Consider the following 12362-nt stretch of genomic DNA (forward strand, 5'->3'; position numbering starts at 1 on the left):
CCGCATATGACTCGCATCGCCGTCGAAGGCCAGGCCACGCGCACGCACCCCGCGGAGCGTGGCACCGTCAACCTGCACGTCGCCTTCTCGGGCACCCTCCGCAACGACGTCGTCGACCAGGTGGCCCGCACCCACACCATCCTCGTGGAGCAGGCCAGGGCGCACGTCTCGGCGGGTGCCGCGGAGAAGTGGGACTCGGACTCCGTGCACTCGTACGTCTACGACGACCGGGTCAGGAGCTCCCAGGCGGGCGGCAAGCAGCGGGTCCGACGGTTCCGCGCCTCGGCGCGCCTGTCGGTGACGTTCCGTGACTTCGAGGCGCTGTCCACCTGGCTCGCCGACATCATGGACGTCGACGGCGTCGAGATCAACCGGATCTCCTGGGATCTGACCGACGAGACGCGCAAGACGCTCCTCGCCGAGGCGCGGGTGGAGGCCGCCGAGGAGACGGCGGTGCGTGCGCAGTCGTACGCAGACGCGCTGGGCCTCGGCCCGGTCGCGCCCGTCGCGATCTACGAGGCGGGCCTGCGCGGTGGCGGCAACGGCGGCAACGCCCCGATGTATGCCATGCGTGCGAGTGCGGGCGATTACGGCGCCGCCGGCGGCGCGGAGGTCGAGCTCCAGCCCCGGGACATCGACGTCGACGTCACGCTGTCGGCCGACTACGAGGCGGGTGTGCCCGCCGAGGGCTGAGGCTCCGAACCGCAAGATCACGGTTCATCCCTCCTCGGCGCCGGGCAGAATGGCAGGGTGCGCCTCGATGCCAGGGACTGCCGCTCCCGCTTCGTCGCGGCCCGGCGCGCCTATCTCGCCACGGCCGACGCCGGCGGCGTGCCACACCTCGTGCCGGTGACGTTCGCCCTGATCAGGGCCACCGGCACGCCCGCCAACAGCCCCGCAGACAACATCACGGACAACGCCGGCGCCGATGCACCGGCGGGTGACGAGATAGTCACTGCCATCGACCACAAGCCCAAGACGGGACACGACCTGAAACGCCTGCGCAACCTTGCCGAGAACCCACGGGTCGCGTTCCTCGTGGACCGGTACGACGACGACTGGGCGCACCTCTGGTGGGTGCGCGCCGACGGCGTCGCCACGATCGAACACGATGGCGAGCCCCGCGTGGCGGCGCTGGATGCGCTCGCCGCGCGGTACCCGCAGTACCGCGAGCGGCGGCCGGACGGCCCGCTGATCATGGTGCGGGTGACCCGGTGGTCCGGCTGGGCCCACGACTGAGCCCAGCCGGACCCGGTTTCACACCCACTGGACGAGCTGCCACACGATCCCGTTGGGGTCGGCGAACTGGCAGTAGCGCTCCCCCCAGGGCTCGGTCTCCGGCGGCGTCACCACCTCAGCCCCGGTGGCGGAGATCCGCGCGTACTCGGCGTCGAGGTCGTCCACGACGAACGCGATGAGCAGCCCCTGGCCTGCGGGGCCGGCGATGCGCTCGGGCTTGAATGTGCCCAGGCCGACGCGCAGGAACACGATGTTGACGCCGGCCGTCGGGTGCGTGAGCGACACGAAGCCTTCGTCGGACATGGCCTCGGTGAAACCGAGGTGCTGCGTGGCGAACTCGGCCGACGCGGCGACGTCGGGCACGTTGAGGGACAGGGCGGTACCGGTGATGTTCAAGCGGACTCCTCGCGTCAGGATCATAACCTTGTACAGCGTACAACGTAGGATGGTTGCAGAATGTTCCCGGCCCGTCACCCTGATTCTGGAGACCCATGCCCCGTGAGCTGATCGACCTGCTCTGGCGTGATCACCCGGCCGCACCGCAGGGCGGAGCGCGCGGGCCCCGGTCGCGCGTCACCACGGGCGCTGTGGTCGACGTCGCCATCACGCTGGCCGACACCGAGGGCCTCGCCGCCGTCACGGTCCGGCGTCTCGGCGACGCCCTGGGCATCTCGACGATGTCCGTCTACACGCACGTGAACGGCCGCGACGACCTGCTGGTCCTGATGGCCGACGCCGTCCACGCGCGGATACCGCTGCCGGCCCACGGCACCGCGGGCTGGCGCACGCGGGTGCGCCGGGTCGCCGAGACGAACCTGGCCCTGCACCTCGACCATCCCTGGCTGCTGGAGATCGACGACGACCGCACGGCGTTCGGACCCGGCACGATCGCCAAGTACGACCACGAGCTGCACGCCCTGGACCAGCTGTCCCTGGACGACGTCGCCCGCGACGCCGCGCTCACCTTCGTGCTCGACTTCGTGCGTGCTGCCGCCCGTGCCCGACGCCGTGACCCGCGGGCGGACGAGATGCCCGAGACCTGGGCGCGGTGGGCCGGGCGGCTCGCCGAGTACCTGGGCGACGACTACCCGCTGGCCCAACGCGTGGGCAGCGCCGCGGGCGAGGAGATGAACGCCGCCTCCAGCCCGGCCCACGCCTGGGAGTTCGGCCTGGCCCGGGTCCTGGACGCACTGGCGTGATCTCTTGGTTGTGGGCGTAACCGTAGCGACTACCTGCCCGTCTTAGGCGCAACGATCGCGCCCACAGCAATGGGGTCAGGGCTCTTCCGAGCGGAGGCGGGGCTCCGTGCGATTGGTTGGGTTGACGCCCGACTTGTCCTTGTAGAACTCCCGGATGATGTCCATGTCGGCGCGGACGTCGCCCGTGAGCTGGATGCTCGGCCCGAGGCCCGCGACCTTGGCGACCCCGTCGACGTAGCCCAGCGTCACCGGAAAGCCGGACTTCAGCGCGATGCGGTAGAAGCCCGACTTCCAGTAGCCGGACCCGCCGCCGCGCGTGCCCTCCGGTGTCACGACGAGGTGGAACTCCTCGCCCCGGCCGACGGCGGCGAGGATCTCGTCGACGATGCTGGCCGGGTCGTTCCGGTCGACGGGGATGCCGCCCAGCGACCGCATGAGGCCCGCCATCGGCCCCTTGAACCAGGAGTCCTTGATGAGGAACCGGATCTTGATGTCCATCTCGAACGCGAGGGCCAGCATGAGGAAGAAGTCCGTGTTGGACGTGTGCGGCGCGCCGATGAACACCGTGGGCCGGGTCGGGGCGGGCGCCGAGCGCATCCGGTAGCCGGTGACGGCCCAGATCAGTCGTGCGACGGCCCGGCGGATGGTGCGTGACATCGTCGTCCTCGAGTTCAGGGGTGGATCAGGTGCGAGCTGGCGAAAAATCGCAGAATCTCAATTCTGACAGAACTTCGTCAGGCTCAACGACCTGCCAGGGCGCCTGGTGCCCGGCGCCGCAGCAGCGGGCGCAGGCTGTTCGCAGCCAGCCGCAGCAGGCCGCGCGAGCCCGCCGACTGCTCGTCGAACAGCATGAGCGCCACGTGCGCCATCGCATCGTCGGAGGCGGCGACCGCACGGGTCGCGACGCCGGCCCAGACCTTGGACCGCATGAGCTGCTGGGCCAGGTAGCACTCGCGGAAGTGCCGCCCGAACCGGCTCCGGTGCGCCTGCTCGAACCCGGCCAGGGCCGCCGGAAGACCCTCGCCCCGCCAGGCCGTCCCCGCCCGTTCCAGCGCCCCGAGGTGCTCGGCGAGCTGCACCCCGGCGGCCATGCCGTAGAAGATCCCCTCACCGCTCAGCGGGTTGATCATCGCGGCGGCGTCCCCGAGCAGCACCGCCGCGTGCCCCGACGCCGTCATCGGGGTGCGCGCGGCGGCGTGCGGGAGCTGGTGCGCGGCCACCCGCTCCACCCCCGACACCGCGAAGCCGCGGCGCTCCAGGTCCTCGACGTACAGGTCGAACAGGTCGCGCAGCTTGCGGCCGTGCCGCTCGGTCTGGCGCTTGAGGTGGGTCACCGGGATGCCGACGCCGAGGTTCGCGCCGTCGTCGGGCAGCGGGAAGACCCAGCCGTAGACCGGCAGGAGCGACTCCAGGAAGTCGAACCGGAGCGTGTCGCTCACCGGCTTGTCCGGGTGGGTCACCTTCCCGTACGCGCGCATGGCGATATGGGTGTGCCGCATCGCCGGCCGCTCCAGGCCCATAGCGCGCCGCACCCCGGAGTAGGCGCCGTCCGCGCCGATCACCAGGTCGAACGTGGCGTCGCCGTCGGACAGGACGGCCCGTTCGCCGGCACCTGTCGCAACCGGCGACATGCCCTCGAACGAGACGCCCTCGCGGACCTCCGCTCGTGAGTCCCGGGCCGCACCCAGCAGCAGGTCGTCCAGCGCGAGCCGCGGCGTGACGTACCCGGCGAGGTCGCGCCCCTCCATGATCGGGCCGCGCGCGAGCGCCTCCACCCCGCCGGGGCCGCTGATGGCCACCGACATCGGCATGTGGAACTCCCGCAGCAGGTCCGACAGGCCGAGCCCGTCCAGCACCCTGCGGGCGCCCGGGCCCAGCCCGTCCCCGCAGGTCTTGTCGCGCGGGAACGTGGCCTTGTCGACCAGCGTCACGTGGGCGTCGGGCAGCTCGCGCCGCAGGGCGATCGCCGTCGCGGTGCCGGTGGGACCGCCGCCCACGACGAGGATCCGGGGTGCGTTGTTGCCGGTCACGCCGTCGACACTAGACCTGCGCCGACGAGCGGGCCAAAGCAGGCGACCAGGTCAGCGCCGGGGCTTGCGGTTCGGCGTCACGTCCTCGGCGGTGCCCGGGATCACCTTGCCCGACGGCGCCCGGCCCGGCGCCGCGGTGTCCGACGGCGGTGCACCCGCAGCAGTGCCGCCCGGCGACGACGTCCCCGTGGCACCCGACCCCTTGGTGCCCGCATCCCCCGCCGTACCCGGAACGGGCCGATGCTTGCGGAACCGCTGCACCGCCTTGTAGAGCGTGACGCCGGCGATGATGATCGCTATCGCGTCGTCGCCCAGGCCGAGCGGACCCAGCACGCCCTCCGACAGAAGGTCGATCGGGCTGGCCACGTAGCCGGCGCCCGCGATGAACGTGAGGATCTCCTGCCAGGTGAACTTCCTGGGATCCTTGCCCCTCTTGTTTTCCTCGCCCATGCCCGGAACGTAACGGAGAACCGGGCGACTCGCCAGGATGTACGAGTCGCCCGGTTCGTCAATCTGACGCAAGGACCCGGGTCACACGTCGATCGGACGGCGGTCCTGCACCAGTCTCGACGTGTACCCGGCCGTCACGAGCCGGTCGAAGGCGCCCACGACATCGTCCGGCACGTCCTCCTCGTGGGTGATGAAACCCAGGTCGGCGTACAGCGAGAGGCGCTGCGTCTCGCCGACGAGCATGTCCACCACCCGGTCGGCGTCGCCGATCGTCTCGACGTACGCGTCGAGCTCCAGGGGCCGGGACACGCACAGCACGTCGACGTCCGGCCACACGACGCGGCACGTCGCGAACGCGCGCCGCTGCTGGTAGGGGTGGGAGACGAGCAGCACCGAGGACGGCTCGATCTGGTGCTCGGCGAGCATCTTGCGGCTGTACTCGAGGTTCTCGCTCGTGTTGGTGGCGGCCGGCTCGACGAGCACGGCGTCGTCGGGCACACCACGGGCGATGGCGTGGTCGCGGTAGCCGAAGGCCTCCCCCTCGGGGAACGCGTCGACGGTGGTGGGGGCGTTGGCCCCCGTGAAGACGATCTGCCGGAACAAGCCTTCGAGGTAGAGGTCGGCCGTGTAGTCGGCGACACCCAGGTCGTGGCCGCCCAGGCCGATACAGACGTCGACCGGCCGCGGCTCGTGCTGCAGGTCGTGGAACGACCACAGTGTCTCTACGTCCTCCCGCACTTCGGCGGGGATCATGACGTTCGGCATATGACGACCATATTGCTCAGGGGAATCACGGGCACAACCTGAGTGTGGGTACGCGCCAGGATTCCACGGTAATTGCGTGCAATGTCACAACCCGCGAGAACGCGCGACCAGCGCCTTCTCCCCGTGTTCTCGCGCCCCCTGCGCACACATCCCATACGGAGACAAGGTAGCGGACATCGACGAACGTGCCCTAGCGCTCGCTGTCATCCTCACCGTCCCCCTCGCCGGCTCCCTCACCGGCGCCGACGCCGACGATGTGGTCCTCGAGCTTGCCCGAGAACAGGTCGTAGTACTGCAGGTGCAGGTGGTATCCGGCCCCCAGCGCGATGCGCCGGATCATTCCGAGCGTGGGCTCGATCTGCCCCGACTCGATACGGCTGATCGTCGACGTGGGGACGCCGGCCAGCACTGCCAGGGAAGTCATGCTGAGCTGTCGCTCGGCTCTGATCCTGACAACGATCTGGGCTGCGGTCGTGAGCAAGGCGCCCTCCCGTCGACGCTCGGCCATCAAGAACGTGCCATGACGCACGACAGGGCTCGCCGGAAAATGAAGATCTGTTTTCCGGCAAGCCCTGTGAGCCTGACTCTATACGTCTATGTCCGTCCCGGCTCATCGACAGGCCATGTGTCGCATGTTTCCTCCGGGGGTGCCACACCGACACGTTGGCCTACTACTCTCAGCCACCATGGGTACTGCGAGCTCACCGGGTGACGCCGCCGGACCCCGGCAGGCCGCCGGGAACGGCTCGGGTCGCCGCGGCCAGGCGGCGCGCGGCGTGCGCGCCCTTCTCCAGGAGCACCCCGCATGGGTGCTGCTGCGGTCACGGAACGCCGCGGCCGCCGTCGTGCTGCTGGACCGCAACCTCGGCGCGTCCCGCCGCCGGCTGCCGGTGGAGCAGCTCGCCGACCGGATCGACGACGACCTGCCCGAGCTGCGCCGCGCGGGCTTCGAGCTGCCCTACTCCGGCTACTTCTACGTCTCCGAGTGGATCGACGAGGGCGTGCTGGTGCGCCGCCGCGTCCCGCAGGCCGCGGGCGAGACGGGCACGGAGACCGTCGAGCTGTCCGACGGCGCCCTGCTCGCCATCCGCTTCGTCTCCCGGCTGAGCAAACCCCACCCGGCCGTGACGCCGTCCCGGCTGGGCGCGGTGCTCGACGGCCTGCACTCCCTCGCGGACGAGGCCGATCCCGACCCGGAGACCCGCCTCGCCTCCCTGCTGGAGCAGCGCGCCGCCCTCGACGCCAGGATCGAGCGTGCCCGGCGCGGTGACGACGACGCCCTGCCGCCGGACGCCGCCGCCGAGCGCGCCCGCGAGATCCTCGCCCTGGCCGGTGACATCCCCGCCGACCTGGCCCGGGTGCGCACCGAGCTGGAGCGCACCGACCGGGAGCTGCGGCGCCGCCTCCTGGAGTCCGACGGCTCGCGCGACACGTTCCTCGACGACATCTACCGCGGCGTCGACCACCTCGCCGAGTCCGAGGCGGGGCGCGGCCTGGTCGCGTTCCGCGACCTGCTGCGCCAGGCGGAGCACACGGCGCAGAACGACGTGGGCCGCGTGCTCGACTCCGTCCACCTGGCGCCCGGCGAGGCGTCCGCACTGCGCCGCCTGCTGCCCACGCTGCAGGACGCCGCCGACGAGCTCACCGACACCATGGCCGGCCTGCGCCGGGCCCTGCAGCGCATGGTGCGCTCGGGCGAGCTGCCCGCCGAGCGCGCGCTGCGGCGTCTGCTCGGCGAGGCGCAGGACGCCGCCCTCGCGATCGCGCCCGACGTCGCACCGGGCGCCGAGGTGCGCCTCACGCTGTCCGTCGGCACGGTCGCCCCGCGGTCCGTGGGCGGTTTCGTCCCGCACAACCCCGGCGGGGAGGACGCCGAGGCGTCGGCCGCCGCGCCCGCCCTGCCGCCCAGAGCCGTCTCGCTCACGGCCCTGCGCGCCATGGCCCGTGACTCCGAGATCGACGTGGACGAGCTGCGCGGACACGTGAACGAACGGGTCGGGGCCGTCGGCCGCGCCACCGTCGCGTCGGTGCTCGCCGCGCACCCCGCGACCCAGGGCGCTGCGAGCGTGGTCGGCCTGCTGACGCTCGCCGAGCAGCACGGCGTGCTCACCGGCAAGAGCGAAGACGTGAACTGGCGGTCCTCGCGCGGCGTCGCACGGCGGGCCGTACTCCCCCAGAACCAGTTCGAGGAGCAAGTCCCGTGACAGAACCCGACCTGACAGGATCCGACCGCACAGACCTCCGCACCGCGCGCCCCGGACGACCGGCGGGCGGCGGCGCGCCGTCCGCGCCGTCGGGCAGGGCGACCGGGCAGGAGCCCGACGAGAGCGCCCGCCTCTGGCCGGACGACCACGGCACGCTGCCGGCGACCGCCCGCCTCGCGCTGGCCCGGCTCGTGCGCGGCCCCTACCTCGCGGCGGAGTCCGACCCGGACACGTGGCGCGCGCTCCTGACGAACGAGGACGTCGTACGCGAGCGCCTCGCCGACCTGTACCTCGACCTGGTTGTCGACGCCGACGCGCAGGTCGCGTTCGTACGGGACGTGCCGGCGCGGGACGCCCCGCAGGTGGTGCGCGAGGTGGCGCTGACGTTCCTGGACACGGCCCTGCTGCTGCACCTGCGTGGCCTGCTGCTCGACTCGGCGGACGGGCGCGTGGCGGTCAGCCGGGACGAGGCCGCCGACCACCTCGGCGTGTACCGGCGGCGGGGCGGCGGTTCGCCGATGGACTTCAGCCGGCAGCTGGACGCGACGTGGGCGCGGCTGATCGAGTCAGGCATGCTGGAGCCGCTCAGCGGGGACCGGTGCATGGTCTCGCCCGTGCTGCGGACGGTGTTCGGCGCGGACCAGGTCGCGGCGCTGAGCGCCGAGTACGCACGACTGGCGAAGGAGAGCGCATGAACACGCCCCACCCCGGACAGTGGCGCCTCGCGCGCATCGAGCTCGTCAACTGGGGCACGTTCTCCGGGCACCATGTCGTGCCGGTGCCGCGGGAGGGCTTCCTTCTCACGGGGCACTCGGGTTCGGGCAAGTCGTCGCTGGTCGATGCCGTCGCCGCGGTCCTGACCCCGCCGGAGCAGCTGCGGTTCAACGTTGCCGCCGCGGGGACCGGCGCCACCGAGCGTGAGGCGGGCGACCGGGACGTCGTCTCGTACGCTCGCGGCGCGTGGCGGCACCGCACGGACGAGAGCACCGGGGAGGTCGTGGCCGACCACCTGCGCCCGGGCGCCACCTGGTCGGGCGTGCTGCTGCGGTACTCGAACGGCACGGACGCACCGGACGGTGTCGTGACGCTGGTGCGGCTGTTCCACCTGACGCGCGGCTCGTCGACGCCGGCGATGCTGCACGTGGTGGTGCCGGGCGAGGCCGGGCTGCTGGACTTCGAGCGGTACGTCCGCTCCGGGCCGGACGTCGCGGGCGTGACCTCCGCCTGGCCGGACGCGACGGTGAGCGAGCGGCACGGGCCGTTCGCCGCGGCGTTCACGCAGGCGCTGGGGATCGGCTCGGAGCAGGCCCTGGTGCTGCTGCACCGCACCCAGTCGGCGAAGAACCTGGGCAGCCTGGACGACCTGTTCCGCGGGCACATGCTGGACGAGCCGAGCACGTTCGAGCTGGCGGCCGAGGCCGTCAACCAGTTCGCGGACGTGGCCCGCGCCTACGCGGACATCGAGACGTCGCGCCGGCAGATCGAGCACCTGAGCCGGCTCGCGACCCTGACCAAGGCGTACGACGAGGGCTCGGCGGCCGGGGTACGTGCCGCGACCCTGCGCGGTTCGCTGGAGACGTTCAAGGACGCGTGGAAGCTCGACCTCGCGCACGGCGCGCTGGCGGACGCGCGAGCGGCCGAGGACCGCGCGCAGCACCACCGCCAGGCGGCGGACACCGAGGTCGACGTCGCAGCGAACACGCACCAGCAGGCCGTCAACGTGCTGGGCGCGCGGGGCGGGCAGGCCCTGGCCACGCAGGCCGACCGCCTGCAGCGGGCCGGGGAGATCGCCGCCCTGGTCCGCACGCGGCGCGGGGAGCTCGCCACCGACCTGGAGTCGGTCGGCATGAACATGCCCGAGACGTTCGCGGAGTTCGCGGCGCTCAAGGAGAAGGCCCGGTGGGAGCTCGGCGGCGCGAAGCCGCTGACCACCGGCTCGGTCCCGTCGCTCACGGGCGCGCTGGCCGCCGTCTCGGCGAGCCAGGTGCCGGACGTCTCGACGGGTGCCGTGCCGTCGGTCGCCACGGGCGCGCAGCCGTCGGTCGCGACGGGCGCGCAGCCGTCGGTCGGCACGGGCGCCGTCGCCACCGTGGGACGGTCCAGGGCCCCCGAGGCGCTCGACGCGAACATCCGGGAGGCGCTGGCGGGGCGCTCCGCCGTCGGGCAGCGGCACGAAGCCGTCGCCACGCGGATCCAGGCCGTCCGGCAGACCCAGACGAACGTGCCGGCCGAGCTCGCGGAGGCCCGGCGTGCCGTGGCGGAGGCCGCGGGGCTGGACGTCTCCGTCCTGCCGTTCGCCGCCGAGCTGCTGCGCGTCCGGGAGGAGGACGCCGAGTGGCGCCCCGCCATCGAGGCGGTCCTGCGGCCGCTGGCCACGCTCGTGCTCGTGGCGCCGGCGCACCGGGCCGCCGTCGCGAGCGCGGTGGAGGCCGGGCCGGGCCTGCGCTACCGCGTGGTCGGCGTGCGCAACGACGCGCCCCGGTCCACTGAGGACGCATCCCTCGTGCACAAGGTCGAGGTGAAGGACGCTCCGATGTCGGGCTGGCTGCACCGCCGCCTCTCCGAGCAGTACGACTACCTGTGTGTCGACGACGCCTCGGGGCTCGACCTGCACGAGCGGGCGATGACCCGCGACGGTCTGGTCAAGCACGGGCCCGAGGAGATCGAGCAGCCGCAGCTGCCCGGCGTCGAGGACTGGGCACTCGGCTGGGACGCCGACGACCGGCTCGACCAGCTCCTGGAGCTGGCGCGCGAGACCCAGGCCCGGCTCGCCGAGGCGGACGCCGCAGTGGCTGACGCCGTCGCCCAGCAGCGGGAGGCCGTGCGCCGCCAGCTCACGCTGCGGCACGTGGCCCGCCGCGAGTGGCGCGAGGTCGACATCGAGACCGCCGAGGCCGACCTGACCGACGCGCAGGCGTCGTTCGACCGGCTGCTCGACGGCACGATGGACCTGCTGCAGGCGTCCCAGGACGTCGCGGCGGCCGAGACGCGCCTCGACCAGGCCCGGGCCGCCGCCGCCGAGGCCGCCGACACCCTCGCCGAGGCCCGCGCCCACCGCCGCTCCCTGGAACGCGTGGTCGCAGAGCTCGGGGACGCCCCGACGAACGCGATCCCGCTCGCGCACCGCGAGGAGCTGGAGAAGCGGTACGCGGCCGTCCGCAAGACCGTGACGCACGAGGTGATCGACGACGTCTCGCTGACGGTGTCCCGCACGCTGGACGCTGAGCGCGAGGCCGGGCTGCGTACCTCGGGCGCTGCGGAGCGGGAGATCGTCGGACTGCTGTCCGAGTTCCGCCGCCGCTGGCCCGCCATCACACGTGACCTCACGACGCAGGTCAGCGACCGGTCCCGGTATCTCGAGGTGCTGGAGCGCATCCGCACGTCCCGGCTGCCGGAGCAGGAGGCCCGGTTCTCCGACCTGCTCACCGACCAGGCGCGGCGCGCGCTGCGCAAGCTCGCGGCTGAGATCCGGCAGGCGCCGGCGGCCATCCGCGAGCGGATCGTCGGGGTCAACTCCTCCCTGCGCCGCTCCCCGTTCGACACCGACCGGTTCCTCGAGATCCGCGTCAAGGAACGCCGGCCGGCCGCCGTCGAGGAGTTCCTCGCGACCCTCGACCTGCTGACCGGCGACGCCGAGCCCGAGTACGAGGTCCTGGAGCGGCTGGTCCGCCGGCTCGGGTCGAGCGACCCCGCCGACCGCGCCTGGCGCACCCTCTGCCTGGACACCCGCCGGCACGTGCACTTCACGGGCGTCGAGGTCACCGCGGGCGGCATCGCCCTGGCCGTGCACGACTCCTCCGCCGGGCTGTCGGGCGGCCAGCGCCAGAAGCTCGTCGTGTTCTGCCTGGCCGCGGCCCTGCGCTACCAGCTCGCCGGGGCGTCCGACTCTGCCACGCCCGCCTACGGCTCGATCCTCCTGGACGAGGCCTTCGACAAGGCCGACACCACGTTCACGCGCACCGCCATGGACACGTTCGCGGCGTTCGGGTTCCACATGATCCTGGCCACGCCGCTCAAGCTTCTGCAGACCCTCGAGGACTACGTCGGCGGCATCGGCCTCGCGACGTGCCGCGAGATGCGGGAGTCGCGCGTGGACGTGGTGCTGCTCGAGTCCCCGCTGCCCGACGTCGAGCCAGTGCCCTCGGCGACCCGGAGTGGGACAAGCACTGGTACGGCCGACGGCGCCGCGGGGGGCGCCACACCGCCGGCGAGCCGTGCTGCGAGCCCTGCCGCCCCTGCTGCGGTCGCGGCGACACCACCTGTCGCCAAGCCGTCGACCGGTGCCACACCGGCGCCGGCCGCCTCCACGCCGGCTGCGCCGCCAGCACCACCGACACCGGCTGCACCAGCGCCGACCGCGCCAGCGCCGGCTGCACCGACGCCGACCGGTAGCGCGGCGCACAGCCCGGCCACGGCACCCGCGGTGTCTGCGGACTCCGCAGCGTCTGCGGCCTCGACGTCCGCCCCAGCGGCAC

Annotated in this window: 12 protein-coding genes; 6 read left to right on the forward strand and 6 right to left on the reverse strand. The window is 72.8% G+C overall.

Going from position 1 to position 12362, the window contains the following annotated elements:
* The first annotated feature begins 6 nt into the window (after positions 1–6).
* Both EW117_RS03565 and EW117_RS03570 read left to right on the forward strand, forming a co-directional pair.
* The gene (locus EW117_RS03565) at positions 7–693 is read left to right on the forward strand and encodes an SIMPL domain-containing protein (RefSeq protein ID WP_129783696.1); all 687 of its coding nucleotides are present in this window, start codon (positions 7–9) and stop codon (positions 691–693) included.
* A gap of 57 nt (positions 694–750) precedes the next feature.
* The gene (locus tag EW117_RS03570) at positions 751–1239 is read left to right on the forward strand and encodes a TIGR03668 family PPOX class F420-dependent oxidoreductase (protein WP_129783698.1); all 489 of its coding nucleotides are present in this window, start codon (positions 751–753) and stop codon (positions 1237–1239) included.
* A gap of 18 nt (positions 1240–1257) precedes the next feature.
* Here the strand turns inward: EW117_RS03570 and EW117_RS03575 are convergent, their stop codons facing one another.
* On the reverse strand, positions 1258–1635 hold the full coding sequence (locus tag EW117_RS03575; RefSeq protein ID WP_129783700.1) for a VOC family protein: 378 nt from the start codon (positions 1633–1635) through the stop codon (positions 1258–1260).
* Between the two features lie 95 nt (positions 1636–1730).
* On the opposite strand from EW117_RS03575, the gene EW117_RS03580 reads away from it, so the two are divergent.
* Entirely contained in the window at positions 1731–2438 is a 708-nt protein-coding gene (locus tag EW117_RS03580; protein ID WP_129783702.1) for a TetR/AcrR family transcriptional regulator, read from the forward strand.
* Between the two features lie 75 nt (positions 2439–2513).
* Here the strand turns inward: EW117_RS03580 and EW117_RS03585 are convergent, their stop codons facing one another.
* From EW117_RS03585 to EW117_RS03605, 5 genes are all read right to left on the reverse strand, one after another.
* On the reverse strand, positions 2514–3095 hold the full coding sequence (locus tag EW117_RS03585) for a 1-acyl-sn-glycerol-3-phosphate acyltransferase (protein ID WP_129783704.1): 582 nt from the start codon (positions 3093–3095) through the stop codon (positions 2514–2516).
* 83 nt (positions 3096–3178) lie between these two features.
* Positions 3179–4468, reverse strand: a complete 1290-nt coding sequence (locus EW117_RS03590) for an FAD-dependent monooxygenase (protein ID WP_165362432.1) — start codon at positions 4466–4468, stop codon at positions 3179–3181.
* A 51-nt stretch (positions 4469–4519) separates the two neighbouring features.
* Entirely contained in the window at positions 4520–4918 is a 399-nt protein-coding gene (locus EW117_RS03595) for a DUF1232 domain-containing protein (protein ID WP_129783708.1), read from the reverse strand.
* Between the two features lie 81 nt (positions 4919–4999).
* Positions 5000–5683 (reverse strand): YdcF family protein, encoded by a 684-nt coding sequence (locus EW117_RS03600; protein ID WP_129783710.1) that lies wholly within the window; start codon positions 5681–5683, stop codon positions 5000–5002.
* A gap of 190 nt (positions 5684–5873) precedes the next feature.
* Entirely contained in the window at positions 5874–6191 is a 318-nt protein-coding gene (locus EW117_RS03605) for a helix-turn-helix domain-containing protein (protein WP_129783712.1), read from the reverse strand.
* A 178-nt stretch (positions 6192–6369) separates the two neighbouring features.
* On the opposite strand from EW117_RS03605, the gene EW117_RS03610 reads away from it, so the two are divergent.
* From EW117_RS03610 to EW117_RS03620, 3 genes are all read left to right on the forward strand, one after another.
* On the forward strand, positions 6370–7887 hold the full coding sequence (locus EW117_RS03610) for a DUF3375 domain-containing protein (protein WP_165362434.1): 1518 nt from the start codon (positions 6370–6372) through the stop codon (positions 7885–7887).
* Positions 7884–8582, forward strand: coding sequence for a DUF4194 domain-containing protein (locus tag EW117_RS03615; protein WP_242504064.1), 699 nt, complete (start codon positions 7884–7886; stop codon positions 8580–8582). Before EW117_RS03610 ends, EW117_RS03615 begins: the two co-directional genes overlap by 4 nt.
* A partial coding sequence (locus EW117_RS03620; RefSeq protein WP_129783716.1) for an ATP-binding protein occupies positions 8579–12362 on the forward strand: 3784 nt, incomplete at its 3' end. The genes EW117_RS03615 and EW117_RS03620, both read left to right, overlap by 4 nt.

The sequence above is a fragment of the Promicromonospora panici genome (assembly GCF_900608595.1).
In the GTDB taxonomy this organism is placed as follows: Bacteria; Actinomycetota; Actinomycetes; order Actinomycetales; family Cellulomonadaceae; genus Promicromonospora; species Promicromonospora panici.

Bases quoted from the DNA above. Each gene is read 5' to 3' on its own strand.
- EW117_RS03610 (WP_165362434.1), top strand. From the start codon at position 6,370: ATGGGTACTGCGAGCTCACCGGGTGACGCCGCCGGACCCCGGCAGGCC.
- EW117_RS03585 (WP_129783704.1), bottom strand. From the start codon at position 3,095: ATGTCACGCACCATCCGCCGGGCCGTCGCACGACTGATCTGGGCCGTC.
- EW117_RS03600 (WP_129783710.1), bottom strand. From the start codon at position 5,683: ATGCCGAACGTCATGATCCCCGCCGAAGTGCGGGAGGACGTAGAGACA.
- EW117_RS03595 (WP_129783708.1), bottom strand. From the start codon at position 4,918: ATGGGCGAGGAAAACAAGAGGGGCAAGGATCCCAGGAAGTTCACCTGG.
- EW117_RS03565 (WP_129783696.1), top strand. From the start codon at position 7: ATGACTCGCATCGCCGTCGAAGGCCAGGCCACGCGCACGCACCCCGCG.
- EW117_RS03580 (WP_129783702.1), top strand. From the start codon at position 1,731: ATGCCCCGTGAGCTGATCGACCTGCTCTGGCGTGATCACCCGGCCGCA.
- EW117_RS03605 (WP_129783712.1), bottom strand. From the start codon at position 6,191: ATGGCCGAGCGTCGACGGGAGGGCGCCTTGCTCACGACCGCAGCCCAG.